Below are 26,323 nucleotides of genomic sequence, written 5' to 3'. Positions count from 1 at the left end.
CCCCCCTTAAAACTCGCCAAGAGTTTTATTGTTCTTGCGCGAGATACCAATTTCAGAATCATCCATCTTTAAATTGAAGCTTGGATAAATTCCTGAAACAACATACATGCCGTAAGAGTCGTCGTACTTGGTTGGAACAACCGCTGTTTTTCCACCAACTACAGTTTCAACCGACATTAGGCCGCGATTTGGTTTATCGAGACGGATATAAGTAAACCGACCATCGTCGTACACATCAGTTACTAAGCCTTCGGCTTCAAAACCCTTGCCTTGGCTCCAGGTGTAGCCGGTGTAGACGTGATAGCGAAAGCGGCGCAGTGCTTCGTATACCGCCTTGTCGGACTGGGCCTTTGCCTCAAGTCGCTGCTTAGCTAGTTGCTGTTGAAGAACCTGAACCTGCTGACCAGACGCCGCTGCGCCTCTTGCCATATTTGAAGACTGACCGTTGAGTGCTTGACGTGCTCCGGGAGTGAAAAACATGCCATCTGCAACGATCTTCACGCATACGTCATTTTGTGCGGCTCCACTAGCGCGGTTAGCCACTACATCATAGGAGTTTCCGTCTGTGGTCCAGATACGAATGATCCCTGACTTACCCTGAACCGTGTCGCTGTTGGGCTTAATCATGACCTGATTAGCTGCACCTTCAGCGTTCCATAGCTCAGAGCTTGAAACTGGTGGAATCAAATTGTCGGCTGGAAGCTCAACCCGCGTGCCGAGGTACAACGCACTGTTGATCGTCAGAACCGCGTCCGGCTTCCAGTGAATGACCCGGCAGCTTGCGGCTTGTACGGATACGGCACTAGCAAAGAGCATTGCACCGACTACGGCCTTAGAAAGAATAATGTTCATGGTCATTTAGCCTCTTCACTTTTATATCCAGCTGGATCTTCAATTACATCAGCTTGGATAATCTCTAAACCGATTGGGTTTGCTCGCAACCACGCCGTAGACTTCTTTTCCAATTGTGATTTTGGAAGAAGACGCCATTGACCGCGCCAAATCATGTTCTTTACGCCATCTTTCATAACAAGACCGCTCGGACTTTTAGTCGTGGTCGTGAAATAGACGTTTGTACGGAAAACACTGCCTTTCGTTTTACCAAACACACCCGGCACGCTGTCGTAGTGGTCAGGAAACTTCCATTTCACTTCTACACGCGGAACGCTATTTGTATTGGCCTGTATATCGACTGACTTTTGCAAGGCATTAAAGCCCCCAGGCTGAGTGCTAAGAAATTCTGTGTACATGGGTTCCGACATGAACACACCTGCAACGCCATAATCTTTTCTGATCGTCTCAGGCTGAACCCCATAGCGCGTAGTCAAGTATTTCTCTAAAGCGCTGTCTACTGTCGCCTTGTAAAAAATAGGTTTATCGCTGGGAGTGAACTCATCAACCGTAGAGCTTCCGTCTGGACCCATTTTGATCCACACAAGTTCTTTCGTGTGCATGGCTGCATTAAATGCCTGCCGATTGCTCCAGCCTTGATAAATGACCACCAATAAAAGAAGGATCGCAAAAATCCACAATTTATTATTCAGCACACGCCAAGAGGCTTTTTCAGCTGGTAACTTACTATTATTGTCAGCTCGTTTTTGTTCAGCTTCATCCATTACTACAGACATAAAACACCCCGTTATTTTAGAAATTTCCTAACTGCCAGACTGGCCGCTGAACCCAGCCCGCCACTAAGATTCCCAAGGCCACCAGCAAGAGCGGAAGCAAATGCAAACGAGGAAAGTACAAACAGCGCTGCGATGAATAGCATTGCGGCTGCATCAGCCAATTTATACATTTCCTGGACAGTGATAGTCATTGCAGTTGGCTCGGCAGCGAAACCCGAACCGACATACTTCACTCCCAATGTGCCAACAATTGCCTTAATAGCTATCGCGGCGACAACCATTGTGGCTTTAAGCACAATCAGCAAGAAACCAAAGCCGGTAAAGAACTTGAACCAACCGTCGAAAAGACTTCTCGTTGCTGGCAGTAATAGACATGGAATAAAAACAAAACCTACAACCTTACCAACGGCATAACCAAAGTCTGCCCACATTGCAGCAAGGTATGCGACAGCATCCAACACGATTCCTGCTGCTGTCCAGACACTAACGTAACCGAGGAGTTTTACAGAGTCCCACATGCTTAAATCTTCAACAACGACAGCTTTAAACGTTTTGTGCATCCATTGGGTAAGAAAGAAATTGTCGGTGTTCCCGACTAATTGTTCTTGATAGCCATCAGAGATACCAACAGCGATACCCCAAATGCCGTTAGTGAATCCATCATAAGACCCCATAATCATGAAGGTTATGAAAAACATGCACAAGGCAAGTAAGTGGGATTCTGTTTGATTGCCCTGCCAAATGAATTTAATAACCTCAATGACAAATAGAATGAATGAAAAGGCAGCAAAAATCATCCAAGCAAAATTTGAAACTGGGTTGTTGGTGCCACTCATAATCCCAGTCACAAAATCTTTCAGCTCGCCACTGAATACACTACGCATATTCTCTGAAAGCGCCGCTTCAGCCGCAGGCATGAATATTAAAGGCGCCATAAATATTGCGAACATACCCAGGGCCAGCGCTATAACTTGGCGTTTTCGATTACTCAAAAGCCCTACCTGGTACACATGCGGTTTGGGCAGTGCATTTGCCAGCGTATACAGCATCGTTGCTGAGTCGTAGGTGTACTGTGGTGCGGGTTCGTCCTGAAGCTCCAGAGCTTGCAGGCGACGTTGTTTGCGATGCAGATGCAGCACCAGTAGGCCGCCGAGTGAAAACAACGTGCCCAAGCCCATTAGAACGGTCATCAGGACGGCTGACATTACTCAGCACCTCCCTTACCGAGCGGGCAGCGAACTACAGTGTTCAACGAGCGAGCGCCTTTTTTGCACTCCATGAACCATGGATCGCCTTGGGTTTGGCGAGCGCCAAGAATGTTTTTCTGAATCCACCAACCTTCGTTCATGATGCTAATTCGATCTACAACACCTGCTTTTTTGCTGCCCTTGAAATACGTTCCCTTCGGGGCCTTGTTGTACTCTTTTTGAAGTGAAAGCAATTTCCCTTCGGCCTGGGCCTTGCTCAAATTTTTGTAATTCTTTTCAGCGTACAAAGCACCGCGTTCAGGAACACCGCTTTTGATTTTCACATACGCCGCATGAACACAGTCTTCCTGCTCGCCCACAGTTTTAAAGCCTTTGGCCTTACAAGCTTTGGTGGCATTTTGTAGTTGTTGAATTTGGGAAGCGTCTGAGGCCGCAAAGGCGGCGCTCGACATGAGAGCCAATACTAGAACAATTACATTTCTCATAGAATTTACTCCTTAGTAATCAGATAACTTTGAGTTATCAATAACGATTTCACTGTTAAGGGTTTGCTCGGTTTCTTTTAAGGTGGCTTGACGCGCTAGGTTCTGCCGCGCAAAAAAATGAGCTGGCATTTGGTTTGAGTATTGAAGCTGAGCGTTGGCAATGGCATTGGCTTGTTGGTCTGATTCAATAGTCAGTTCATTTTGCTCTGCCATCAATTGCAAGGTTGCCAAATGATCCTCTGGCCCTAAAGATCTACGCTTAGTCGCCACTTCTCCAGCACGCTCTACGTTCGTAAGAAGTTCATCATTCATCCCTTCAGAAAACAGGCTCTGCCCTACTGCCATTTGATCCATAGTGTTTGCCTGCTGAGCAGCTGTTTCCTGAAGCTCCTGAGACTTGGCATCAAAAGGAATAGCGCGGATTGCGTCTTCCAGGTCGCGAGCATCAGACACTCGGTTATACATTCTTGAAAGGTCTTTACCCTTGGCAATCCATTCCTTGGATTTAAAGTCTGGTGCGTTACCTGGATACATGTCGATGACATTGGAGAATCTTTTCATGATCGCCATGTAATCGCGCTTACTAATCAACCGTTGCAGCCCCTGCATCTGAGAAAGCATGTGGTGGTAGCTGGTCATGGTTTGTTCGTAAGTCGAAATCAGCTGAGCCAACTGGCTCTGCTCCAGAATGGTTTGCTGCATTTGCTCCGTATATTGCAAAAGCTGGTTTGAATAGTCGGCCACAGCTTGTGCCACAGACGCGATATCGACTACAGGGAAGCCGCTCGCCGGGGCATATGCCGGGCCCATTGCAGTGACGGCAATAACAATTGCAGCACACAATTTTTTCAAACGGAACTTAATAGTTGGCTTCATTTTCCTAGTTTCCTTTCTTTGGGAATATGCGCTTAACCATTTCAGAGGTCGCTTCATCAATATCTGTATATTGGTCAAGCATTTCACGAACAATGATGGACTCACTTGGGCGACTAGTAGCCAACACATATTCCTCCGGGGCGGTAAACACGTTTACCACTTTAGAAATACCTGCCTCCCTTTGGATTATGTAGAACTGTTGACGCGGCCTAAGTCTTGCGATGGCGGCGCACTCCCCGTCTGTAAGGTCCGGAAAAACGCGCTGATAGGATTCCTTGTTCATAGCTTGGTCAGCCATGAATAACCATGTCGAAGCGGATGAACGCAAAGTGTTCCAGCCTGGAATATTGCCAAAGTGGTCAACATCCTGTGTCCAGAATTCCATGCCACCGTTGTGCTTGAACCATGTCCGCGCTTTTGCAACGGCCAGCTCGACAGCTCCTGGAATACTGAAGAAATATTGAGCCTCGTCAATCGACATCATTTTTGGGACGCTACGATATGCTGGGTCCTCAAACCGCCGAGATACGCGAAAGAAAATTTCGTTAGTGACCAGCTGGGCGAGCGCAGGCTTATCCTTCACTCCAGCCAAGTTGTAGACGGCTATACGCTTGCTCAGGTTGCCAATACCGTCGTCAACGTTGTCGAAAAGGTTTTCATACATCCCGCTGGTTTTTCTAACCCAACGTTGAAGCTTCAGCTTCAGGGATTCCCCTACCATGTCGTACAAAGTGGACATGGTTTTCAGGTTAACCGGCATATCGTCCGACTGAACCGACACAATCGCAGCATCAAGTTCAATCTGTTCGTGCGGAAGAAGAACCTTTAGCTCCGTACTGTCGTTCAGGCTAAGCATGATCCGAATTTGCGAAAGTGCGTGGTGTACAAAGTCACTGTCATTTTCCCCACGCGAACTGCAAAACAGGCTGAAACCGCGATCTGTTGCAGGATCTTCGATTCGGAAAATGCCGCCTTCATCGCCAAAAAATTTGGCAACGCCTTCTGTACCTGCATCAACATCTACAGAGTGGTACAGGGACGCCAGAGCTGCGGTCACGGTATGAGGATCCGCCGCAGTTGTAGAACCGAATTTCAGGAAGTGACCTGCAATGATGTTCTTGGTAAATGACTTACCCGAACGGCTTGGGCCTACGGCCAGAGTCAGTGCCTTATCACCGATATAAGGGCTGTAGTAGAACGGTGTACCGTCCTCGTTCTCCAGGATGTATACGGCTTCTTCCTGATGGTCGCCCCAAGTCGGAATACCGTTGTGGGCTCTGAAGCCCAGTGAGCAAGCACCTACTTGGGACGATGTGAACTCGACGCTACGGAAGCAGCGCTTTGGATATGCCGGGAGCAGCATAGGAAAGAGGTCGGCCATTCCAACCGACTCCCACACCACATTGAAATCACTTTGAGTCAGGGCCGTATGCATCTGGCGGCAAGCCGCTTTGAGCTTCGTTGCATCCTTATCGAAAACGATGACATGGGAATGGTAGTAGTAGGAGCGATCAGGGGAGTTTGCCGCGTCCTCAAGTTCCAGCAGCTTTTTCTTCAGAATAGGGCTGTCATTGATCTTCTTTTCAATTTCGCCGGTCACGTCCTCACCCTTTAGCAACTGGGTGATTTTGATCTGGCTGCGTGATAGCTCATCGGACTTGCCCTTGAGCATCATGCCTTTGTCCAGAGACGACATAGGCCGAGCGCGTGCGACTACTAGGTAGTTGCCCTTCTGCATGATCGGACTTGTTTCACCAGCACCCCACATACCGTAAGGGGTCTGTCTGGCACCGTACCCAATCACGGACGCGATACGTGCATAGACGGGCTCAGGCCCCTCAATTTTCAGCATGTCCACGCCGTCGATGTTGACCGCGCAAATGTCGCCGTCTGCTAGTAAGCGGTCCCAATCATCAGATGGGATTGCTTCGGTCTGTGCAGTGTCCAGGTACTCCGGACGAAGGTTGACCGCAGCCCTACACAGTGCCCAAAGTTGTTCAGGTGATTGAACCTTGTTCGTTGGGGAAATTACCTGCAAACGAACGTTCAGATCGTCTAGCGCACCTTCCAATAGATCGACTTGACGGCGCAGCTCGCTCCGTTCGACAAGCCAAGATCCCCAGTGACTGATACGCGCCTTAAGCGCTGCGCGGGCAGATGGCTCAAAAGGCGCTGAAAAAATCATCTTGAGCGCCGAAGCAGACATGAGCTTATTCAGATTCGCCTCTGTAGGAACATCCAGCATCCAAAACAGGCGACTGGTGCAAAGGGATCTTTTTTCGTTCAGGAACTGCTCACGGCGCTCTGAAAGCATGCGGCTACGCGGATTGGACCTTTCCTTGAGCGCGACCTTGGCTCCCTCGTAGTGCCAGTAATACTGGGTCAGCGAGGTGGCCGGGTGTTGCGATTGAACAAGGTTCCGCATCACCGTGGTAGCGCTGGCAAGGTCCGCTGCGCTGTAGCCCTGTGGATCGACACCAGAGAGCTCTAACGCACCTATCAGCGAACCTACATGGGACAGCATGAAGTTATCCCATAGACCAGCTGGATAAAGCGCCTTGTTGATAGGACTGCCCTGGTTCGCCATGTTTAGATGCCTTTCCACCAAGTGATAAGAAGCGCGATGTTCAGAATCAGAATTGCGCCGATGCACACACGGAAGAACCAACCCACAGCCTTAGAGGCTTCCTTCGGAACCATCATCCAGAGGCCAACAGCGGCTACGCTGGAAATGAACACGACGAAGGTAACGGCGGGACCGCCGCCAAAATCGACTACCTGTTGCAGTAGGTCACCGACCAACTGAAACGGGCCGTCGCTATCAGCGCCAATATCAACGTTGTTATCCGCTGCTTTTGCAGTGGCCGCGCCGAATAGCGCCAAGAGTGACAAATAACGATTTTTCATCGGGTGGATCCTGTTGAGGTGGGTTGTGCGATGTATTCGCCCCCTGGGCCGGGAACGAGAACGAGCATGGGACGCTTGTGGCTTCTGAGCGTGGTAAGGCGGGAATCCGCCCATAGGCTTCTGATCCAAAGGATGTAAGCGTCTGGGTCTACCTTGTGAGCGAGGTAGGCCGGAATAAAGATCACTAGGGCGAGAACGATACTGACCGGGATCCCGATCAGTTTTGGAAGGTAAGACCAGCAAACGAAGGAGCTGAAGGCAACCACAACCACAATCGCTACGAAAACGCGCGTGGGGATGCCGAACTTCATAGAGCGAGAGGTAAATACCGCTTTATTTTCTAGGTCCGGGTTTCTATGCTCGCTCATTTATCTACAACTCCCTATGAAGAAATGCACAACGTTATGCGCATATATATACACATATCGAATGCAGAGGCAATGCCTTTGCCTACCGGGGTGACAAAATGACCAAAGCCATTAAAACCGTCCCGACGAACATCACGCTTCCAGGCAAGGTGCTTGAAAACATTGAAATCAGATTTGTGGAGCCCCTGAAGGCCGAAGAATTTTTCGGCAGACCATCACGGTCGATGGTCATTAGGGCTTTGCTTGAAATCGCACTTGAGAACGGCGCTACGTTTCGTCCCGAAAATGCCCGTGATTACGAGAGCTTTAAGGTAGAAATGCGCCGGATCCTGAAGGATCGCACGGAGGTTTAATCTGATACCGCAGTTGGGTATCTATCGGAAAGAGTGCGCGAAATTACCCGCTAAATCGACGAAGGCCAACCCTTTTTGATGTAAAAAGGCCACTTTTCCACAGACACAAAACCTTCTGATTACAAACGTCCGTGTTCACAAACGCGAATGTACACATCCGCAACTCTGCTGAGCCGGATGTGTGACTCTTATGTGACAGATATGTTCCGCAGATACCAAAAATTATCTATTTTTTCGAATCTTGTGATTCAAAATGCCACTACAGCGCAATGAACCGCCAAGTTTGTTGAAAAAGGTGGCATTTTGCCTTCGCCTTAGTATTCCGAAAAACCCCACCCCGCCCGCCGACAGAGAAGCACCCAGCCTGCAAAGGGAATAGTTTCCTGACCCAGCGTCCAACGGTTGACCGCTTTGCGCGATACGCCTAGAAATTCGCCTACTTCACGGGGCGAAAATCCAATTGAATCCATCAGGTTGCGTAGTTCGTCGCTAGATGGCGGCTGCCAACTAGGCGCGGCATTCATACACTCGACGCGCACGACGTTTGGTTTACTCTCACTCATACGCTCTCCAGGCTTGCACACTCTGATTGCTGAGCCGGTCCACGCAAAGGCCCAGCGCTTAGCGCCGGCCCTCACTACGCTACGTCATAGGCCCAAACCGGCTTTAGCCGGTTGATCTGTGACGCAAGTGTAAATCATGACATTCCCTTGAACTGGTGAGATTGCCCGGCGCACCGGGCTTTTGCTGAGCAACTAGGCGGCGAACATTCTAGCGTTCTCCATCCAGTCATCCCGTCGAATTCGCAAAGACTCAACCATGTAGGAACCCCTTAGATTGATCTGTAGCGGTCATTTCGACGCTAAGGCACCCGCCGTTTCAATCATCAAACACGCCTCCAAGCTTGACCCCTGCTAGATGCACGTATCCGTCCGGCCAACTCACCTTCCGAACTCCAGCATTAAGGACGATGGTGTCCGCGTATTTTTGATCTGACCCCGAAATGTTGGACGCCTTCTATGCCCGCCGTGCTTGAGTCCTGTATTCCACAGGGCTCAGGCCACTTAGCTTCAGCCTGATTCGCGAATGATTGTAGTAGTGTATGTAGTCCTCTATACCTGCTTCAAGCTCATCGAGACTGTTGAATTTGTTCAGGTAAAAGAACTCGGATTTCAATGTGCCAAAAAAGCTTTCCATAGCCGCATTGTCATAGCAATTTCCTTTGCGGGACATGCTTGGCTTTACCGCACGCTCGTTCAGCACGCGGCGGTAGATAGGCATCCGGTACTGCCATCCCTGGTCGGAATGCAAAATTGGTTTATCGCGTGGCCGCAGCCTCTCAAAAGCTTGCCGTAGCATCGCACCAACCATGTCGAACAGCGGGCGCCTCGCGGTCTTGAAGGCGATTATTTCGCCGTTATAGAGGTCAAGGATCGGCGAGAGATAAAGCTTCTGCCCCCCGACCCGAAACTCCGTCACATCGGTTACCCATTTCTGGTTCGGTCGTTTGGCATCGAACTTCCGTTTCAGCAGGTTCGGCGCTACCTGACCCTCTTCGCCTCTGTAGGCCCGGTATTTCTTTATGCGCACACGGCTTTTCAACTGAAGCTCGCCCATGAGGCGCTGAACAGTCTTGTGGTTCACGAGGTGGCCAGCTCGCCGAACGGCAGCAGTGATACGGCGATAGCCATATCGGCCCTTGTGCTCGTCGAAAATTGAGCAAATTCTGGACTTCAGCACCGCGTATTTATCAACGGATTGCTGCACCTTTTGTTGATAGTAAAAAGTGCTACGGGCCAGGCCAGCCAATTTCAGAAGGCCTTCCAGAGGGTGCTCCTGCCTCAGTTCAATCACGATTTGCGCTTTTTCCGCTGCGCTGCTCGTTCCTTCGCTTGAACCAAGGCATCGAGCTTTTTTAAATAAGCAATTTCCATCCGCAACTGGCTCAATTCGGCCAGCAAATCATCGCGCGTACGAGCGTCATCGTCCGAAGATTCAAGCTGAATGGACGGGATGGGGTTTGTCATTTTTTTGTGAAGTCCGCTTCCTGGCTGCCGGGACAAGGCCTCCAAACCGCCTTCATCATACCTGCGCTCCCATTCGCCAATGATGTCGGATTTCCGGATATCAAACAGGGCAGCGACTTGGCGATAGGACAGCTCTTCCTCTCGCATGCGCTGCAAAACATTCAGCTTGAACTCAGGGCTGTAGTTCTTCTTTCTCTTACTTTTGAGGCCTGCGGCACCAAGCGCCTGATATGCCGCGATCCACTTTCGAAGCGATGAAGCATCTACCCCATGACGATGCGCGACCTCTCTGTGACCTGCGCTCCCCGAGCAGTAATCTTCAACAACCGACAATTTCGTCTGCTCTGTGTATTTTTTCATGACACCCCCCAATGTTGATGTCCAACATTTCGGGGTCAGATCATTTTTAAGCGGACGCGATAGCCCTTATCGCCGGGATTTCCATGCGCCAACGAAGCTCTTACCCCAAACCGTTCAAGGCCCAGGTTGTTCAGGAGTGCCTGCAACCCGGTGCGACCGTTTCCAGCGTTGCCATCCGCCACGGCATCAATGCCAACGTCATTCGCAAGTGGCTACCGCTTTATCGAGATCAACTGCCAGCGGCGTTGCCGGCGTTCGTTCCTGCGAGAGTTACGCCAAAACGACCAGTTGAACCAGCTGTGATTATCGAGCTACCGCTGGGCGAGCAATCGATCACAGTGAAATGGCCAGCTTCCGATCCTGAAGGATGCGCCCGCTTTGTCCGGGGGCTCGCCCAGTGATCCGTATCGATAGTATCTGGCTCGCCACCGAACCCATGGATATGCGCGCGGGCACTGAAACCGCGTTGGCCCGCGTGGTGGCGGTGTTCGGTGCGGCGAAGCCGCACTGCGCCTATCTGTTCGCCAATCGCCGCGCCAACCGCATGAAAGTCCTGGTGCATGACGGCGTGGGTATCTGGCTGGCCGCGCGGCGATTGAACCAGGGCAAGTTTCACTGGCCAGGCATCCGCCACGGCTCGGAAGTTGAACTCGACACCGAGCAACTTCAGGCGTTGGTACTGGGGCTGCCCTGGCAGCGGGTCGGTGCGGGCGGCGCGATCACAGTGCTGTAGCACCGGCCATTAGCCCATCGGTGTATCTGCGCAGAGCGTCTGCTCTGGCACAATCAGCAGCATGAACTCCTCGCCCAATCTCGACCAACTGACAGCTGAGCAACTGCGCACACTGGCCGCGCAGTTGCTGACGCAGGTCGACGTGATGGGCAAGAAAATCCACCGTGATCAAACCATCATTGAGCAGCTCACACACGAAATCGCTTGGTACAAACGGCACAAGTTTGCCAAGCGTAGCGAGCAACTGAGCCCTGACCAGGGTAGCTTGCTGGACGACCTGCTCGACACTGACATCGCCGCCATCGAGGCGGAGCTGAAAGCTGTCAATCCCCCGGTTGCTCCAGCCGAACCCCGCCAACAGCCCAAGCGCACACCGCTGCCGGCACAATTTCCGCGCACCGTGATCCGCCACGAACCGGAGAACACCCAATGCGCCTGCGGCTGCCAGCTGCAACGCATCGGTGAAGACATCAGCGAAAAGCTGGATTACACGCCGGGCGTTTTCACCGTCGAACAGCATGTGCGTGGGAAATGGGCCTGTCGCCAGTGCGAAACACTGATCCAGGCCCCCGTGCCGGCCCAGGTGATCGACAAGGGCATCCCCACCGCCGGCCTTCTGGCTCACGTGATGGTGGCCAAATTCGCCGACCACTTGCCGCTATATCGGCAAGAGAAAATCTTTGGCCGTGCCGGCCTGGCCATCGCTCGCTCGACACTGGCGCAGTGGGTCGGACAAACCGGCGTGCAGCTCCAGCCGCTAGTCGATGCCCTGCGCGAAGCCGTGCTGGGCCAACGCGTGATCCACGCTGACGAAACCCCGGTGCAAATGCTCACCCCAGGCGAGAAGAAAACCCATCGGGCTTACGTCTGGGCCTACAGCACCACACCCTTCGCCGATCTGAAGGCCGTGGTGTATGACTTCAGTCCCAGCCGTGCCGGCGAGCATGCGCGCAATTTTCTTGGTCAGTGGAATGGCAAGCTGGTCTGCGACGACTTCGCTGGCTACAAGGCCAGCTTCGAGCAAGGCATTACCGAAATCGGCTGCATGGCCCACGCCCGCCGCAAGTTCTTCGATCTGCACGCTGCAAACAAAAGCCAGTTGGCCGAACAAGCACTGCACGCGATGGGCAGCCTGTACGAAATCGAACGGCAAGCACGGGACATGAGCGATGAAGAACGCTGGCGAATACGACAGGAAAAGGCTTCACCGATCCTCGATACACTGCATGACTGGATACTGGCCCAGCGTGATCTTGTGCCCAACGGATCGGCCACGGCGAAAGCCTTGGATTACAGCCTTAAACGCTGGCAGGCACTGACTCGCTATGTCGAGGATGGTGCTGTGCCCATCGACAATAACCAGGTCGAGGTGCGACACGAAGTCGCTTAATGAAGTTGTTCCCCCCAGCGGGAACCACCCGTGTCACCGGGTGAATCTAGAAGGCTGAATCAAGAGCGCCTTCGACAATGGAACGAGGCACCGCAAGGTGCGGGGTACCAATCGTGAGAGGCGTACCCTTCTGGCAGCCATAGCCGGACAAGGGCTAGATAGTCGGTATGGTGAACGCATGTGAATCTGCGCAACGATCGTTAAGTTGAGCGAGCGGAAATGGCTTACACGCTCGAACCAAAATGGTAATGGAGGTGGGAACTGCGTCTTTCGACTACGCGTTCGTGACCCACATGCCTCCCGGTCGATAGCAGGCACCTAACCCGACGTACTTCAGTAAGCGGAACGTGGAAATCCCGTATCGCTCCCGTCAGGGAAAGCCGTTTGTAAAAACTGCCCATGGCGGTGCGGGCGAAGGAACGAGGAAAAAGCGAACGCCAGCCTGTAATGGGTTGGATAGAGGTTGAAACATCACCTTACGCGAAAGCGGGCTGACGTCCTCATGGTCTCTCATCACAAGAGAGTGTGTAGAACCCTTTCAACGGAGGGAGAGCAAATGAACGCAGCAACACTGGCGTGTGCACCTTCCGGCACGTCGTGGGACAGCATCGATTGGATTGCCGTACAGCGTCGTGTCAGAGGGCTGCAAGCGCGTATTGTGAAGGCCGTGCAAGACGGCAGGCATAACAAGGCGAAAGCCCTGCAATGGCTGCTGACTCACTCGTTCAGCGGCAAAGCATCGGCCGTGAAACGGGTGTCTGAAAACAAAGGCAAAAATACCCCTGGGGTGGACAAGGTCACTTGGAATACACCGAGGGCCAAGATCTGCGCGATTGCGTCGTTGAAGAGGCGAGGCTACTCGCCGCTTCCGCTTCGGAGAGTCCTTATTCCGAAGAAAAACGGTAAGACGAGACCTCTCGGAATACCCGCGATGAAATGCCGGGCCATGCAGGCGCTGCATCTGCTGGCTCTGGAACCCATCGCGGAGACCGCCGCCGATCCGAACTCTTATGGGTTCAGACCGGAACGCTCAACTGCGGATGCCGCCGCACAGTGCTTTGGTGTGCTGTCACGAAAAGCAAACGCGGAGTGGGTGTTTGAGGGTGATATTCAAGGCTGTTTCGACAATATCAGCCATGACTGGCTGATCGCTAACATCCCCATGGACAAGGCGATTTTACGGAAATGGCTCAAGGCCGGTTATGTCTACCAAAGCAAGCTGTTCCCCAGCCACGCCGGAACTCCGCAGGGAGGCATCATCTCCCCGGTGTTGGCGAACATGACGCTGGACGGGTTTGAAGCGATGCTGGCGAAGAGGTTTCCCAATGCAAAGTGGACAGCCCGAAAAATGCAGATGGTGCGTTATGCAGATGACTTCATCATCACTGGCTGTTCGAAAGAGTGGCTGGAAAATGAAGTCAGGCCCGCCGTGGTTGAATTTCTGGCAGAACGTGGACTTCTCCTCTCTCCAGAAAAAACCAAAATAACGCACATAGGGGACGGGTTCGACTTCCTCGGATGGAACCTGCGCAAGTACAACGGCAAGCTCCTGATCAAGCCGTCCAAGGCGAACATCGGGGCTTTACTTGCCAAGCTGCGAGAGTTGATCAAGACCAACAAAACGATACGGCAGGCTAACTTGATAGGTTTGCTCAACCCGGTTCTACGTGGCTGGGCGAACTATCACAGTCATGTCGTCGCCAAGAAGGTCTTCAACCAGGTGGACAGCGCAGTGTGGGAAATGCTTTGGCGATGGGCGGTACGTCGCCACCCTCGCAAGACACGCCGATGGGTGAAGGATCGGTATTTCAAAGTACAAGGGGCGCGTCGATGGGTATTCTCATGTGCTGAAAAATCCGCCGATGGTCGGAAGCGTCAGTACACGCTAGTAGACGCCTCGGACACGCCAATTGTGCGACATATCAAGATCAAGGCTGCTGCCAACCCTCACGACCCCGCATGGGATGAGTACTTCGAATCCCGATGGGGCAAAAAAATGCTTATCTCCCCAAAGGGTCGAGCCAAGCTGTATCGGGTGTGGCTACAGCAAGGTGGCCGCTGCTGCGTATGCCTTAAACCGGTCACCAAAGACACACCATGGCACAGCCGCCGTGTTGTGAAGCTGAGCCATGGTGGGACGGATGCGGCCGCTAATCTTGAGATCTACCACCTGCGTTGCCCAAGGGATGTGCAATTTGCCAATGTCGACGATGTATAACCGGGTGCCCAATGGCGCCTTAGCAGAGGCTTGAGCCGTGTGCTGGGAAACTCGCATGCACGGTTCTTAGGGGGTTGGACGCGGGTAACCGCGTCTGACTACCCGACAACCAGATTCGTCCATGGGCCCTGGGGCGCTCGAACTGGTTGTTTGCCGGGTCGCTACGCAGCGGCAAACGCGCGGCGGCGATCATGAGCCTGATCCAGTCGGCCCGCATGAACGGGCATGATCCGTATGCCTATCTCAAGGACGTGCTGACACGCCTGCCGACGCAACGGGCGAGTGAGGTCGGCCAACTGCTGCCGCATCAGTGGGCGCCTGCCTGAGTCGCGCAAGGTGAGTTCGGCGTACGCTTACAGATGCACATCACAGGACCACACCCAACCATCCAAGCCCTGCAGGCGCTTGATTTTTTTAAGAACGATGCCAGCAGCTTTAATTTTTTTGCAGTTTTCGATGAGCTTCATACTTAATTCCCTAATGAGAGTTAGAGGCCCGGCGAACCGGGCGAGAGGTGTTAAGCGAAGCTCAACGGAAATAGAGACTTAAGGTGCTTAGTGTGGGATGCAAATAAAGTTTCATCCTAACCCTAAAAACAGAGAGAAACGTCGCGCGCTCTCCTATTCATAAAAAATCCCTTTTATATCAGTATGTTGTGAGCACTTACACCCGAGACTGGATCGTTTTGCCTTTCATGGGAGAATGATTAAGGGCGCTAAAGTATCATCCTAATTTTCGCCCAGGCTCGAAAAATACGGTAAATGGTGAAAATAAAGATTCATCCTTTTCCGATGTTGCCCGTTCCAACACGTAAGCAGTCAGTCAGAAAAAACACATAGATCCAATCCCTAGCGAGCATTGAGCTCTCTCATCCGTGCCAACTGCTCCAACCCTTGGACGCCCTAAATGCTTACCCAAAAAAATCAACACCTTCTTTTAAAAACACAATCAAAAATGACACCCTTATATCCATTTAACCTAAACAGCCTTCCCCCCACTGCACTAGCTAGGGCTCGTAGTTCGGCGCAAGGCTGAAGTCGCTTGGCTGCTTCGCTGTGCAGATCCATGACCCACTTTCCATCAAACTCCCGGTTGTAGTTCCACAAGCATCTCGCGAGTCTTGCCGGCCCCCTCCACTAACAAGACCACAACATCTCCAACGTTCTTGTCGTCTAGCCGGGCCTGTAATGTGGTGACGTCGTCGACGGCGATACCGTCGATGCTGATAACGCGATCGCCGGGCACGATGCCGCCTGCGGTGACCTCGACGCCGACGAGCCCGGCCCTGTGCGCCGCCGAGCCCGGCGTCACGCGCAATACGAATACGCCCTTACTGCCGGTCAGCGCCTGCAGACGCGCGTTGAGCTGCTCATCCACCTCGATGCCCAGCGCCGGACGGATGTACTTGCCGGTCTTTATGAGTTGCTGCACCACGCGCATGACGGTATCGACCGGCACCGCAAAGCCGATGCCGGCCAAGGCGCCAGACGGACTGTAGATGGCGGTATTGATGCCGATCAGCCGCCCAGCCGAATCGAGCAGCGGGCCACCGGAATTGCCGGGGTTGATAGCGGCGTCGGTCTGGATCAGGTGGTCAATGGCCGGGCCACTGGCGTCGCCGGAAAGGGTGCGGTCAAGCGCCGAGACGATGCCGGTGGTGAGCGTCCAGTCGAGCCCGAAGGGATTGCCAATGGCAAAGACCTTTTGCCCCACCTTGAGATCGGCACTGGTGCCCACCGGCACCGCCGGCGGGCGCTTGAAGCCGACGCCAATCTTGAGTACCGCGATGTCGTGCGCAGGACTGGCGCCAACGAGCGCAGCCTGATAATCGCGACCGTCGGCCAGTTTGACCGTGGCAGACGATGCCCCCTGGATCACGTGGAAGTTGGTCACCACGTGGCCGGCATCGTCCCAGATGAAGCCGGAGCCGGAGCCGGAGCCGGTGCCGCGCGGCACGGAAAAGACATTGCGCGACCAGACGTCACGCACTAGTTGTGCCGTGGTGATGTAAACCACCGACCCGCGCGATTTCTCGAACAGCTCGATGGTGGTTTTTTCGTCGGCGGCCAGGTCGCCGCGCGGCGTCACCGTGCGCTCCTGCGTTTCGTGGGGACTGAACCAGGCTTCGATGGCGGGCAGGAACTGCCACAGCAGCATGAGTGCGGCGATGCAGCCAGTGATGACGAGCCAGCGCCGGATGAATCGATCCGGCGCCGGGCGGCTGTAGGGGTCGGGGTAGGTCACGTCATTCTCCATGTTGAAATCAGCGCCAAAGGCCGCCGGTGCGCCAGCGTGGCGGACGTGGTGATACGGTCACCTCGGGGACGAAACGGGCCGATGGAAACGGCGGCATCGCGGGCGGCGGAGCAAGTTCCAGCAAGCGCTCAATGCGTTCAGCCGTCGCCGGATGCGTGCGCAACCAGGAGGGTTCCGGATTGCCCCATCCGGGCAGCAGCCAGGCGCGCCAGGAGCGGCTCACCCGCTCGATCTTGGCGAGCGCCGAGGCCAGCCCGTGCGGGTCGCCGGTCAATTCGGCAGCGAGCCGGTCGGCGTCGAATTCGCGCACCCTGGACAAGCCCAACTGAGCCAGCAAGGCCAGCTGTGGCGCGACCGCCAGTAGAAGCAACGCGGGCCAATTGACTTCCGTGACTCCAAGCAATAGCGCTGGCAAGCTGAGCACGATCGCAAGCTGCCCCAACAAGGCTAGAAGATGGGTGAGCCGGCTGATGGAATCGGCCAAGCCCATGACACGCAAATCCTCGTTCGCAATATGCGCGATTTCGTGGCCGAGCACGCCGGTCAACTCGCGGGGCGTGAGGCTACGCAGCAGGCCGTCGGTCAGCGCGATGGCCGCGTGATGCTTCGAACCGGTGGCGAAGGCTTTGACGACCCCGCTGGGCACGTAGTGCGGTACCGGCACGGCAGGCAGCCCGGCCCGCGCCGCCAGTTCCGCGCAACACAGCCCAAAGATCGGGCGCTTCATCCGGGTGCAGGGGGCGTGCGCCATACAGCCGCAAGGTCAGCCCGGAGGCGGCCGCCGGTTCAAGCAGCAGGGTGAACCCCGCGGCCGCAAGCGCCAGCCAAAGCCCGCCGTCACCCAACAGCAGGCTGCCAGCGACGGCGGCAATCCCGAGCAGGGTCAGCACCAACAGCGCGGTTTGCAGGCGATTGAGCCAGCGATGCCGCGCGCCGACATTCTGCGCGTGGCGCAGATCACGACTGATCATCTGAGCTTTCCCCGGCTGTCCGGTCATCGCGCTCGCGCAGCAGCCAGTAAGTCGCCCCGAGGGCCAGTGTCGCGCCTGCGAGCGCCGCGACCTTGGCGGGGCCGGTCTCCGGGTCGAGGATCACGAATTTACGCGCCAGGGCCATCAGCCCGATCAGGATCACCGTCTTGACCTGGATGATGCTGTCGCGCCGCAAGGCCACCCGCACGATGGAATGCTTGAACTCCATGGCGATGAGCAGCGTCATGATCATGCCGAACACGGTCTGGAAGACCTTGTGATCGAGCGGATTGAACGCATCAATGATCAGCAGGCTGAAGACGATCGAGATCAGCTGCAGCAGCGAGACCACGATAATCACGGCAATGATTGCGGACAGCGCGAGCGCGATCACCTGTTCGAAGCGCTCGTAGAACGTCATCACTGCCCATTGGGCGCGAAATGTTTTGATCGGGTCTGCTTGCTTTTCCTTCATCGCCACTCCTCTCAATTCTGAAATACTTGTGCACCCACAACTTGGTTGCGCCCTTGTCTTTTTGCCTGGTAGAGCGCGCTGTCCGCCTGCTGCATCACCTGCTCGACAGAGTGCAAACGGGGGTCAAGGAGAGCCTCCCCCCATGCTGGCGCTATAGCTGATCGACACCTCTCCACACACCACCGCTGTCGCCGCAGTGTCCTGACGAAATCGCTCCGCCCATACTTGGGCGTCTTCTATCGATGCCGCTTCCAACAACACAGCGAATTCCTCCCCCCCAATCCGGGCAGCCATGTCGGTTGCGCGAACATGTTCCCTCAACCGTGAAGCAAAGTGCTTGAGCACCTCATCGCTGCATCCGTGTCCATAGGTGTCATTGATACGCTTGAAGTGATCGATGTCGCAGAGCAAAAGTGCTGCTTGTATCTCGGGGCTGCGTTTGAGGTGCTCCCATTCCAGCTGTAATCGTTCGTTAAAAGCCCGCCGGTTCGACAAGCCGGTCAAGGGGTCGGTGATCGCCATACGCAGCAACTGCTGCTCCATTTCCTTGCGAGAAGAGATGTCGAGCAGAGTGCCGACTATCAGTTGCCTGCCCGCGCCACCCAGCCAACGGCCGCGATCCAGCACCCAAATCCAAACGCCAGATCGATGACGAACGCGGTACTCGCACTCCAATCGCTCCGACGGGTTTTCTTGGTAAGCGCGCACCTTTGCCAGAGCGACCGGCAAATCCTCCGGGTGAGTACGCGCTTGCCATGCGGCATGGGTGGCGCCAACCTCCTCGTCGGAGGTCAAGCCGAACATCGCCAGACTGCGGGCAGAAAGCCTGAAGCTGTCGGTAGCGATATCCCACTCCCAGAATCCCAGCCCTGCGCCCTCCAGGGCGATGGCGATCCGTTCTTTGTCATCGATTTGCGCTTGTTGGCGATGCTTCAGCTCGTCACGCCTCTGGCGATTGGTACGAACAAAACGCCATAGCGCAACCGCCATGCCAATATTGGCAAGTAGCGACACCATCAGCCAAATGGTCGGCCCGTTCATGGTCTATCCCCACCTGACTCACTGAGTGTCTGCCGTAATTCCTCGATCCGGTGGTCGACTTGGTCGGCGTTGATGCCCAACATCAACAGTACCTGCTCGGCCAGTCCCAGTCCAGCAGCCAGGTACAACGGGTACAGTCTGACATTGGGCAGATTACGCAAAAGCTGGGCATCCGTTACGCGCTCAGTGGCCACCACCACGGACAAGCTCAGGCGGCGGTCGAGAACCGCCTGAGCGATACGCAGGGCCGTCTGCGGACGGGCAAACGTCAGCACCACCAGGCGGGCATGGGCCAATCCGGCGGCGGCCAGGGTGTCGAGCCGACTGGCATCGCCATACGACACCGGCGCCCCCATCGCACGCCCCGCTTCGACCCGTTGGCGGTCCGATTCCAGCAGCAAATGCGGTATGCCTGCCAGGCGCAGCGTTCGGCTCAGCAGCAGCCCGACGTCATCCGCCCCACAGATGATCACATGGTCGCGTAACGACCGCGCCCGCTCGGCGACTTCGCCTTCTTCGGCCTGCGGTGGCTGACCGAGTGCGCCCGAGCGGCTGAAAGCCCGCGCCCATCGGTCATGGTGTCGGATCAGGAGCGGTGCCAACCCCATGCTCAACACCAGCGCCACCAGCATCGGTTGCACCATGGTGGCGGCGATCAGGTGCTGCTGCATGACCATGCCCAGGAGCAGCAGCGCAAACTCGCCGCCATGACCCAGCACGATGCCTGCGCGCCAGGCGTCGAGCGCCGACAGGCGGGTTGCGCGCAGCGCCAGAAAGTTCAGCCCCATCTTGAGAGGCACCAAGGCCAACAGCCAACCCAGTACCGCCAGCGGTGCGGCCACGATCTGCGCGGTGTCCAGCTGCAGGCCAATGGTCACGAAGAACAGGCCCGACAGCACATCACGAAAGGGCTTGAGGTGGCTTTCCATGTGGTGCCGGAAGTCGCTCTCGCCCAGGACCATGCCGGCGAGAAAGGCCCCCAGGGCGGCGGATACGCCGACGGCGTGAGCAGCAGCGGCTGCCGCCACGACCACGCACAAGGAGACCAGCACGAAGGATTCTTCGTGGCCCTGCCGCGCCACCCAGCCCAGCAGGCCATGCAACAGACGACGCGAGGCAACCGCCGCTGCCGCGAACAACACCAGCACGCCCAACACTTCGAGCAGCACGCTCTCGATCTTCGGCGAGTCGCCGCGCGCCCAGATCGCCAGCAGGGCCAGCAGGGGCACGCTGGCCAGGTCCTGAAAGACCAGCACGGCGATGGCACTGCGGCCGTGGCGGGTGGTGAGCTCGCCTTGGTCGGCCAGCTGTCGGCTGACCAGCGCCGTGGACGACATGGCCGCTGCGGCGCCGAGCAGTGCAGCGCTCTGAGCTGGCTGACCCAACCCGATCAGCACCAGGGTCAGTGGCGCGGCCACGACGACCATCTGCAAGCTGCCGGACGCCAGTACGGTCTTGCGAGTGAGCCAGAAGTGCCCCAGCGAGAATTCCAGTCCGACCATGAACAGCAGCAGGGCCACACCCAGTTCGGATATGAAAGTCAACGCCTCTCCCGGCGCGATCACACCGCTGACCGAGGGGCCCAGCAAGGCGCCGACGGCGAGGTAACCCAGCAAGGCGGGTACTCTGAACGCCGCCGTCGCCACCACCGCGAGGCTGCACGCCGCCAGCAGGATCAGGGTAGTGCCGAGCAAATCCTGCATCGGTCAGCGTCCCACCTGTGCAGAGGCCCAGCGCACGATGTCCTGCGAGCCCATGGCGCCTGCCTGGCGGGCGATCTCACGTCCGCCCTGGAACAGGGCGAGCGTCGGAATGCTGCGGATACCGAACTGCGCGGCCAGGTGGGGCTCAGCCTCGGTGTTCACCTTTGCCAGCCTGATCCCGGGTTCGAGCTGGCGCGCGGCTTGTTGAAACTGCGGCGCCATCATCTTGCACGGCCCGCACCAGGGCGCCCAGAAATCGACCAGCAGCGGCAGATCGCTGCGCTCCACGTGGCGCGAGAACGTCGCCGTCGTCAACTCGATGGGCTCGCCGGTGAACAAGGGCTGCTGGCAGCGGCCGCAGTTGGGACGATCCGCGAGCTTGGCGGCCGGCACGCTGTTGATGGACTGGCAATGTGGGCAGACGATGTGGAGTTCATTTTTCATGGTTCGCTTCCTTGGACTGCGGTGAGGTTGCCTCGCTTCGGATCACCGACATCGCCGACCAATTTACGCCTTTGATCCAATCGTTCCCGTCTTCGCTCACGCCGGCATCTTCCACGTGAGCCGCAATGAAGGCTTCGGCTTGAATGAGCCCCGCTCTGACAGCATCTATCTTATTAGGCATCCGCAGGATTTCAGCAGCGCAGCCTGCATCCAGCCCATCCACCCGGATAAGCAGAAAAATGCGGCGCCACAAGTGCGGCATACCCTTCATCAGGTCGAATGCAAATGCGAATTCGCTCGATCTGTCACCAATTTCCTCCTGTTCGGCGATTGCTGCTGGGTCGGGAAGCCGACTATCAGCCATGACGTCGGCCAGGCTGAGTGCGTCATCAGGCTGATAAAACTCGTAGAACTCTTCCTCTACCATGGCCTCCGCCATGTCCTGCGCATCCGCTTCGACCGGCGCATCCAGCGAAACGGCCTCGCCATATTGCCGGCTGTTTGCCACTTCGCGATCAATGACGGCAAAAAGATGCTTCAAAAGATCGAGGTAAGCGGCATTTTCTTCTGGAACGGATGTCCATACCGATTCAGCCAGAGCAATCGCTTCGTCCACCACGTCGTGCAGCGTCGGATAATCGCGAGGCAAATCACCGGCGGCATGCAGATAAGCCAACTCGCGTTGCGCAACGGCCTCAACCTTCGGCAGCAGCGTCTCGATTATCCCGCGTGCTTGCTGGACGACAGAGGCAGGTTGAGTGTCGATCCGCGCCTTGAGCTCGCGCAAGCGTTCACGACGCGCCTTACGCTTGATTTGATCCTGAGCGCTCAGCCGATCAAAGTGCTTCTTGGCCTGCCGGAACAACGCCTGCGCTAGCATGTGCGCGAGAGGCGTCAGATCGTTATGCGATGCAGTGACGCTGACGATTTTTTTGCCCGGCAAGTGCATGTGGCCACTGGCCGTTAAGCGAGATCCTTTTTTCGCGCGTTCGAGGACGATTTGAAGACGTACCGAATCTTCGGAGCGCTTTTCGATCAGCGGCTTGAGAGCGGGTTCAACCGCTTTTTCTACAGACATTCGCCAAGGTTCATGAAATTCTTTTTCGACGAGTCGATAGCTATATTGTATACGCATGCTCAAGCCCTTTAGGGTTGTCCGCCCAGGTGAGTGGACCCGGGTGATTGGATATGTTGATTTTCAAAGATGATCTTACGGTTTGGTTTTTCACGCCCTTACCGCTGACGCGCTTTGCGCAAACGCCAACTAAGAAGCAAAAGAGTCATACCGAAGATCGCAGCATGGAAACCCAATACCCAGCCCGCGGCCAGAAATGATTCGATCGGGCGGGTAAAAAACATCCATAGGATGATCGCACCGAGGAGCACGGAAAGCAGCCCGCTGAGGGCAAGCCAGATCTCGCCCTTGATTTCCCGGCGCAGACGAACGGCGGCGGATATCTCCAGCATACCGGTGAAAATTGCCCAGAATGCCACGCTTACCCACAAGAAATAGGCCAACGCCAAAGTGGCAGCCAGAGGGGCAACTACCACAACGACACCGGTGAGTATGCCGACGATGCCGCTGAACAACAGCCAGCCCCAGCGCTGCTTTTGCCGCATTTGCCGCACCGCTGCAACCAGGTTGAACGCACCATTGACCAAAGAAAATGCGCCGAACACTATCGTCATGGCGAACAAAGCCGAGTGTGGCATCCAGAATGCGAGGACTGCAAAAATCAACGCGAATATGCCGCGCAGCGCAAACAACCACCAATTTTGGGTCAGTGAACACACGGCATCGGCAGGGTTATCCGCATTCGAATCGGCGATGGTATTTGCATTCATGCGATATCTCCTTGATGGATCATGAGATCAGGAAAATCAAGCCTTCATGGCGAAGAGAGGGGCTATTCGCCCCTCTCTTGCGGTTTTAGAACAGCTTTGACAGTCTCGCCTTGATTTCATCGAGCCAGCCTTTTCCGCTCCCGCCTCCGGCCGTCTTTTCCTTGACTTTCTTGAGTTCAGAGTACAGGGGCTCAAAGTCCTTCTTTTTACCATAGCCCAGCAGTTCTGCCATTTCCAACTGCTGCCGGGCTTCGTTTAACAAGTCCTGCAGGCGTTCACCGGACGCCTCGCTGCGCTGGCCATCTTCTGTCAAGGTCTCGGCGCGCTTGACGAGCAGTTTGGCGCGCAGGATGGGCAGCGGGATGACGCTGAGTGTCTCGACGAGCGTGCCGAGCGCCAACTGCAGCGCGGCCTTGGCCTCTTCGATCTTGCCCTGATCGATCAGCGGCACGACGGATTTCACGGCTGCCGGGTAAGTCGCCAGAGGGATGTTGGTGACCGCAATCACGATTTCGCTGGCCAGCAATGCCAACACGCGACGAGCGCGTTGCACCTCGCCATGTTTGAGGGCATCCAGCGCCTCGTCAGTCATCGCCTCAACGGTTTCCGTGTTGGCGAACAAGTCGTGCACGATGGTGCGCACATCAACGGGGGCCAGGGCGAGCGTGGGTTCGCGTGCAACGATCAGCTCCAGCTTTCCCGTCACTTCGGCCAGCGTTGCCAGTGCTCGCGCGGATTCTTTTTCGTCCAGGGCCGCCAGCGCTGATTTGGTCAGCGCCAAGGCCGAGACGGCCTCATCGAGGACTTGTTTACGTTTGTCTGCCGCTTGCGAGTCCGTTTCCTTCTGAACCTCAGGCTGTACCTCCGTGACGACTTCAGGCTTGGGCTCTGGTCTGGCAGGAAGGCTGCTTACCGCGGCCTGTTCGTTCGTGCCTTCGTTGATCGCGTTGGGATTCGATGTTTGCTCATTCATGGTGATATGCCTCGTATGAGATAGTGAAAATAGGGGAATCTATTGGGGCCTACTGCGAATATCGCGAGACTGACCGATGGAGCAGTCGGCCCCTTCATCACCTCAAAACAGCTTTTGGATGCGCGTCTTCAACTCGTCGAACCATCCATTGCCGCTTTTGCCACCAGCCGACTTTTGCTCAATGGACTTCACCTGATCGAAGATGGGTTTGAAGTCCTCCTTCTTGCCATAACCCAGGATTTGCGCCAGCTCGATCTCCGTGCGCACGGACGACAGCAAGGTGCTGAGCTCCTCGTTCTGCTTGGCATCGCGCTTGTCAGTCTCGGCCAGCTTTTCAGCTTTTGCTATCGCGGCCTCGGCCCGTAGCACGGGCAGAGGGAGTACAACTTGGATGACCACCAGCGTGTTCAGTGCTCGGGCGAGCTCTGCTTTGGCTTCGTCGATCTTGCCGCTGTCGACGAGCCGTGCAGCCGACTTGATCGCTGCCGGGTACGTTGCCATGGGCAGGTTGTCGGTTTCGATCACGATTTCGCTGGCCAGATTGGCAACGATGGGCCGGGCCTTTTGCACCTCGCCATCACCCAACAACTCCCGAGACAACTTGACCGCTTTCTTTACCGATTCCACGTTGGCGTGGATATCATGGGTGATGACGCGTACATCGACCGGCGCCAAAGCAAGTTTGGCGTCGCGTGCCAATACCAGTTCCAGCTTTCCGGTGGCCAGTTCCAGCGCAGCGAGCGCCTCCTTGGTCTTATTTGCATCAAGGAGGGTCAAAGCCTCCTGGGTCTTGGTGAGCGCCGTGATGGCGTCCTGAGTGAGCTCGGAACGCTTTTTTTCGGCTTCCTGGGCGGCCTTGTCGTCTACTTGTGGCTGCGCCGCCTTGGGTGCGACAGAGGGCGCTGCAGCGCTTGGACTTGCCGCCGATTGGGCCAAAACCGGTCCACTCAGTCCGATGCAGACCGCCAGGGCAAGTGCGGAACGGATGTATTGGGGCTGTTTGATATTCATGATGTTGGACTCCAATTGAAGTTAATTGACTGAAATTTCAATCTGCTTCGGCTTGGCTTGCTCGGCCTTGACAAGCCGCACTTCCAGCACGCCGTCTTTCATCGAAGCCGTCACCTTGGTCGGATCAACGTTGTCAGGTAAGACAAAGCTGCGCACAAAGCGGCCATACGCACGTTCGATGCGGTGGAATTTCTTGCCCTGCTCCTCTTTTTCCAGTTTGCGCTCGCCGCTGATGGTGAGTACGCCGTTTTCCGCGCTGACGCGCACGGCATCCTTGGGGACCTCCGGCAGATCCAGCTTGAGGAGGAATGCGTTCTCATCCTCGCTGATGTCCACCATTGGTGCCCAGTCCGCCGTGGTCATGGCTTCGTTGCCGGTACGGGCGCCCTGTCGCTGGGGGGGCCGTCCCAACATCGTCGCCAGGCGGTTTTGCAATTCATCCAGTTCCCGGAAGGGGTCCCACGGAGTCAATGCAGACATATCGGTTCTCCTTGAACAATGCCGGCGAATTGGATGACGCACCGAACAGAGCCGCCGGCGCACTCTGAATAGCGCCTACTACTTTTCGTTTCCATCAAGAACAAGTCCTTGGGTCAATTGAAGGATCACGACAGCCTCCCCATGACTCAAGATTCGCCGCCCGCTGACTTTTTCTTGCGCGCAGGCTTGCTCGCGTCGCTCGGCGGCGTCTCGGCCACGTTCGCGGCATCGGGCTTCTCAGGCTCGGCCGGCTTTGCGGGTGGCTCCTGGCGCTCGAAGACCACCCGTTCGGCCTTGTCGTCCCAGCGTGCGCTGGCGTGATCGCCCTTGCCGATTCCGCCGCCGAGCATCTCGCGTGCCAGCGCGGTTTCCAGCTCGCTGCGGATCAGGCGCTTGAGTTCACGCGCACCGAACTCGGGCTTGTAGCCTTCCTCCGCGAAGTGGTCGATCAAGGTCTGATCGAAGGTCAGCGTCACGCCCTGGCTGGCGGCGTTGCGGGCCACACGATCGAGCTGCAGGCCGACGATATGGCGGATCTCCTCCTTGCCCAGCGCATGGAAGACGATGATCT

23 protein-coding genes and 4 pseudogenes are annotated in these 26,323 nt (G+C 55.8%); 6 read left to right on the top strand and 21 right to left on the bottom strand.

Annotated elements, in window-relative coordinates:
• Positions 1–6: 6 nt before the first annotated feature.
• Genes FJD38_RS23150 through FJD38_RS23120 form a run of 7 tightly spaced genes read right to left on the bottom strand, consistent with a single transcriptional unit; the run spans position 7 to position 7,104 of the window.
• The gene (locus FJD38_RS23150; protein WP_244302800.1) at positions 7–858 is read right to left on the bottom strand and encodes a TrbG/VirB9 family P-type conjugative transfer protein; all 852 of its coding nucleotides are present in this window, start codon (positions 856–858) and stop codon (positions 7–9) included.
• Positions 855–1,628, bottom strand: coding sequence for a hypothetical protein (locus tag FJD38_RS23145; protein WP_094991418.1), 774 nt, complete (start codon positions 1,626–1,628; stop codon positions 855–857). The genes FJD38_RS23150 and FJD38_RS23145 overlap by 4 nt, the downstream gene beginning before the upstream one ends.
• Positions 1,629–1,639: 11 nt before the next feature.
• Positions 1,640–2,833 (bottom strand): type IV secretion system protein, encoded by a 1,194-nt coding sequence (locus FJD38_RS23140; protein ID WP_146387830.1) that lies wholly within the window; start codon positions 2,831–2,833, stop codon positions 1,640–1,642.
• Complete coding sequence (locus FJD38_RS23135) at positions 2,833–3,321, bottom strand: hypothetical protein (protein WP_095026034.1); 489 nt, start codon at positions 3,319–3,321, stop codon at positions 2,833–2,835. Before FJD38_RS23135 ends, FJD38_RS23140 begins: the two co-directional genes overlap by 1 nt.
• A gap of 12 nt (positions 3,322–3,333) precedes the next feature.
• Positions 3,334–4,197 carry a hypothetical protein gene (locus tag FJD38_RS23130; protein ID WP_095026035.1) on the bottom strand — a complete coding sequence of 288 codons (864 nt, stop codon included), beginning with the start codon at positions 4,195–4,197 and terminating at the stop codon, positions 3,334–3,336.
• 4 nt (positions 4,198–4,201) lie between these two features.
• Positions 4,202–6,784: a VirB4 family type IV secretion system protein gene (locus FJD38_RS23125; protein WP_146387828.1), complete on the bottom strand. Its 2,583-nt coding sequence runs from the start codon at positions 6,782–6,784 to the stop codon at positions 4,202–4,204.
• Positions 6,785–6,786: 2 nt separating this feature from the next.
• Positions 6,787–7,104: a hypothetical protein gene (locus FJD38_RS23120; protein WP_140672067.1), complete on the bottom strand. Its 318-nt coding sequence runs from the start codon at positions 7,102–7,104 to the stop codon at positions 6,787–6,789.
• A gap of 466 nt (positions 7,105–7,570) precedes the next feature.
• Here FJD38_RS23120 and FJD38_RS23115 point away from each other — a divergent pair, with 466 nt between their 5' ends.
• Positions 7,571–7,825, top strand: a complete 255-nt coding sequence (locus tag FJD38_RS23115; protein ID WP_146387826.1) for a hypothetical protein — start codon at positions 7,571–7,573, stop codon at positions 7,823–7,825.
• Between the two features lie 1,017 nt (positions 7,826–8,842).
• On the opposite strand, the gene FJD38_RS23110 is transcribed toward FJD38_RS23115, so the two are convergent.
• A protein-coding gene (locus tag FJD38_RS23110; RefSeq protein ID WP_146387824.1) for an IS3 family transposase occupies positions 8,843–10,212 on the bottom strand; the annotation gives its coding sequence in 2 pieces (ribosomal slippage) (positions 8,843–9,744 and positions 9,744–10,212; 1,371 coding nt in all).
• Between the two features lie 83 nt (positions 10,213–10,295).
• On the opposite strand from FJD38_RS23110, the gene tnpA reads away from it, so the two are divergent.
• The 5 genes and pseudogenes from tnpA to FJD38_RS23085 form a co-directional block, all read left to right on the top strand.
• Positions 10,296–10,613: an IS66-like element accessory protein TnpA gene (tnpA, locus tag FJD38_RS23105; protein ID WP_003282986.1), complete on the top strand. Its 318-nt coding sequence runs from the start codon at positions 10,296–10,298 to the stop codon at positions 10,611–10,613.
• Positions 10,580–10,945: an IS66 family insertion sequence element accessory protein TnpB gene (gene tnpB, locus FJD38_RS24915; protein ID WP_132774008.1), complete on the top strand. Its 366-nt coding sequence runs from the start codon at positions 10,580–10,582 to the stop codon at positions 10,943–10,945. The genes tnpA and tnpB overlap by 34 nt, the downstream gene beginning before the upstream one ends.
• Positions 10,946–11,006: 61 nt before the next feature.
• Positions 11,007–12,314, top strand: a pseudogene (gene tnpC / locus FJD38_RS23095) (IS66 family transposase); the annotation flags it as partial.
• A gap of 577 nt (positions 12,315–12,891) precedes the next feature.
• A complete protein-coding gene (gene ltrA / locus FJD38_RS23090; protein ID WP_054925775.1) occupies positions 12,892–14,553 on the top strand; it encodes a group II intron reverse transcriptase/maturase in 1,662 nt (553 codons plus the stop codon).
• A gap of 104 nt (positions 14,554–14,657) precedes the next feature.
• A pseudogene (locus FJD38_RS23085) lies at positions 14,658–14,879 on the top strand (transposase domain-containing protein); the annotation flags it as partial.
• Positions 14,880–15,633: 754 nt separating this feature from the next.
• Here FJD38_RS23085 and FJD38_RS23080 read toward each other — a convergent pair.
• The 13 genes and pseudogenes from FJD38_RS23080 to FJD38_RS23020 all read right to left on the bottom strand — a co-directional run.
• Positions 15,634–16,797 (bottom strand): S1C family serine protease, encoded by a 1,164-nt coding sequence (locus FJD38_RS23080; RefSeq protein WP_146387822.1) that lies wholly within the window; start codon positions 16,795–16,797, stop codon positions 15,634–15,636.
• A gap of 19 nt (positions 16,798–16,816) precedes the next feature.
• Positions 16,817–17,780: pseudogene (locus FJD38_RS23075) on the bottom strand (zinc metalloprotease HtpX).
• Positions 17,767–18,255 (bottom strand): phosphate-starvation-inducible PsiE family protein, encoded by a 489-nt coding sequence (locus FJD38_RS23070; protein WP_047290147.1) that lies wholly within the window; start codon positions 18,253–18,255, stop codon positions 17,767–17,769. Before FJD38_RS23070 ends, FJD38_RS23075 begins: the two are co-directional and overlap by 14 nt.
• A gap of 11 nt (positions 18,256–18,266) precedes the next feature.
• Positions 18,267–18,350, bottom strand: coding sequence for a hypothetical protein (locus FJD38_RS25040; protein WP_193759561.1), 84 nt, complete (start codon positions 18,348–18,350; stop codon positions 18,267–18,269).
• Between the two features lie 28 nt (positions 18,351–18,378).
• Positions 18,379–19,296: a GGDEF domain-containing protein gene (locus tag FJD38_RS23060; protein WP_208727541.1), complete on the bottom strand. Its 918-nt coding sequence runs from the start codon at positions 19,294–19,296 to the stop codon at positions 18,379–18,381.
• Positions 19,293–20,999: a cation:proton antiporter domain-containing protein gene (locus FJD38_RS23055; RefSeq protein ID WP_034113490.1), complete on the bottom strand. Its 1,707-nt coding sequence runs from the start codon at positions 20,997–20,999 to the stop codon at positions 19,293–19,295. Before FJD38_RS23055 ends, FJD38_RS23060 begins: the two co-directional genes overlap by 4 nt.
• Positions 21,000–21,002: 3 nt before the next feature.
• A complete protein-coding gene (gene trx-GI, locus FJD38_RS23050) occupies positions 21,003–21,443 on the bottom strand; it encodes a heat resistance system thioredoxin Trx-GI (RefSeq protein ID WP_000787151.1) in 441 nt (146 codons plus the stop codon).
• Positions 21,433–22,578, bottom strand: a complete 1,146-nt coding sequence (locus FJD38_RS23045; protein WP_029611654.1) for a hypothetical protein — start codon at positions 22,576–22,578, stop codon at positions 21,433–21,435. The genes trx-GI and FJD38_RS23045 overlap by 11 nt, the downstream gene beginning before the upstream one ends.
• Positions 22,579–22,676: 98 nt before the next feature.
• Positions 22,677–23,288, bottom strand: a complete 612-nt coding sequence (locus tag FJD38_RS23040) for an HdeD family acid-resistance protein (RefSeq protein ID WP_000993372.1) — start codon at positions 23,286–23,288, stop codon at positions 22,677–22,679.
• An 85-nt stretch (positions 23,289–23,373) separates the two neighbouring features.
• Positions 23,374–24,261, bottom strand: coding sequence for a YfdX family protein (locus FJD38_RS23035; protein ID WP_016782891.1), 888 nt, complete (start codon positions 24,259–24,261; stop codon positions 23,374–23,376).
• 102 nt (positions 24,262–24,363) lie between these two features.
• Complete coding sequence (yfdX1, locus tag FJD38_RS23030) at positions 24,364–25,272, bottom strand: heat resistance protein YfdX1 (protein ID WP_016782890.1); 909 nt, start codon at positions 25,270–25,272, stop codon at positions 24,364–24,366.
• Between the two features lie 21 nt (positions 25,273–25,293).
• Positions 25,294–25,752, bottom strand: coding sequence for a small heat shock protein sHSP20-GI (hsp20-GI, locus tag FJD38_RS23025; RefSeq protein WP_016782889.1), 459 nt, complete (start codon positions 25,750–25,752; stop codon positions 25,294–25,296).
• A gap of 146 nt (positions 25,753–25,898) precedes the next feature.
• A pseudogene (locus FJD38_RS23020) lies at positions 25,899–26,323 on the bottom strand (ATP-dependent Clp protease ATP-binding subunit); the annotation flags it as partial.

This window comes from Pseudomonas saxonica, from assembly GCF_007858365.1.
GTDB classification, from domain to species: Bacteria; Pseudomonadota; Gammaproteobacteria; order Pseudomonadales; family Pseudomonadaceae; genus Aquipseudomonas; species Aquipseudomonas saxonica.
The sequence above is the reverse complement of the archived record's forward strand: the minus strand, read 5'-3'. Positions and strand labels throughout refer to the sequence as shown.

Bases quoted from the DNA above. Each gene is read 5' to 3' on its own strand.
- tnpB (WP_132774008.1), top strand. From the start codon at position 10,580: ATGCGCCCGCTTTGTCCGGGGGCTCGCCCAGTGATCCGTATCGATAGT.
- FJD38_RS23125 (WP_146387828.1), bottom strand. From the start codon at position 6,784: ATGGCGAACCAGGGCAGTCCTATCAACAAGGCGCTTTATCCAGCTGGT.
- FJD38_RS23055 (WP_034113490.1), bottom strand. From the start codon at position 20,999: ATGCAGGATTTGCTCGGCACTACCCTGATCCTGCTGGCGGCGTGCAGC.
- FJD38_RS23130 (WP_095026035.1), bottom strand. From the start codon at position 4,197: ATGAAGCCAACTATTAAGTTCCGTTTGAAAAAATTGTGTGCTGCAATT.
- FJD38_RS23115 (WP_146387826.1), top strand. From the start codon at position 7,571: ATGACCAAAGCCATTAAAACCGTCCCGACGAACATCACGCTTCCAGGC.
- FJD38_RS23145 (WP_094991418.1), bottom strand. From the start codon at position 1,628: ATGTCTGTAGTAATGGATGAAGCTGAACAAAAACGAGCTGACAATAAT.
- tnpA (WP_003282986.1), top strand. From the start codon at position 10,296: ATGCGCCAACGAAGCTCTTACCCCAAACCGTTCAAGGCCCAGGTTGTT.
- FJD38_RS23040 (WP_000993372.1), bottom strand. From the start codon at position 23,288: ATGAATGCAAATACCATCGCCGATTCGAATGCGGATAACCCTGCCGAT.
- FJD38_RS23140 (WP_146387830.1), bottom strand. From the start codon at position 2,833: ATGTCAGCCGTCCTGATGACCGTTCTAATGGGCTTGGGCACGTTGTTT.
- hsp20-GI (WP_016782889.1), bottom strand. From the start codon at position 25,752: ATGTCTGCATTGACTCCGTGGGACCCCTTCCGGGAACTGGATGAATTG.
- yfdX1 (WP_016782890.1), bottom strand. From the start codon at position 25,272: ATGAATATCAAACAGCCCCAATACATCCGTTCCGCACTTGCCCTGGCG.
- FJD38_RS23150 (WP_244302800.1), bottom strand. From the start codon at position 858: ATGACCATGAACATTATTCTTTCTAAGGCCGTAGTCGGTGCAATGCTC.
- FJD38_RS23045 (WP_029611654.1), bottom strand. From the start codon at position 22,578: ATGCGTATACAATATAGCTATCGACTCGTCGAAAAAGAATTTCATGAA.
- FJD38_RS25040 (WP_193759561.1), bottom strand. From the start codon at position 18,350: ATGCAGCAGGCGGACAGCGCGCTCTACCAGGCAAAAAGACAAGGGCGC.
- FJD38_RS23060 (WP_208727541.1), bottom strand. From the start codon at position 19,296: ATGAACGGGCCGACCATTTGGCTGATGGTGTCGCTACTTGCCAATATT.
- FJD38_RS23120 (WP_140672067.1), bottom strand. From the start codon at position 7,104: ATGAAAAATCGTTATTTGTCACTCTTGGCGCTATTCGGCGCGGCCACT.
- ltrA (WP_054925775.1), top strand. From the start codon at position 12,892: ATGAACGCAGCAACACTGGCGTGTGCACCTTCCGGCACGTCGTGGGAC.
- FJD38_RS23070 (WP_047290147.1), bottom strand. From the start codon at position 18,255: ATGAAGGAAAAGCAAGCAGACCCGATCAAAACATTTCGCGCCCAATGG.
- FJD38_RS23135 (WP_095026034.1), bottom strand. From the start codon at position 3,321: ATGAGAAATGTAATTGTTCTAGTATTGGCTCTCATGTCGAGCGCCGCC.
- FJD38_RS23035 (WP_016782891.1), bottom strand. From the start codon at position 24,261: ATGAATGAGCAAACATCGAATCCCAACGCGATCAACGAAGGCACGAAC.
- trx-GI (WP_000787151.1), bottom strand. From the start codon at position 21,443: ATGAAAAATGAACTCCACATCGTCTGCCCACATTGCCAGTCCATCAAC.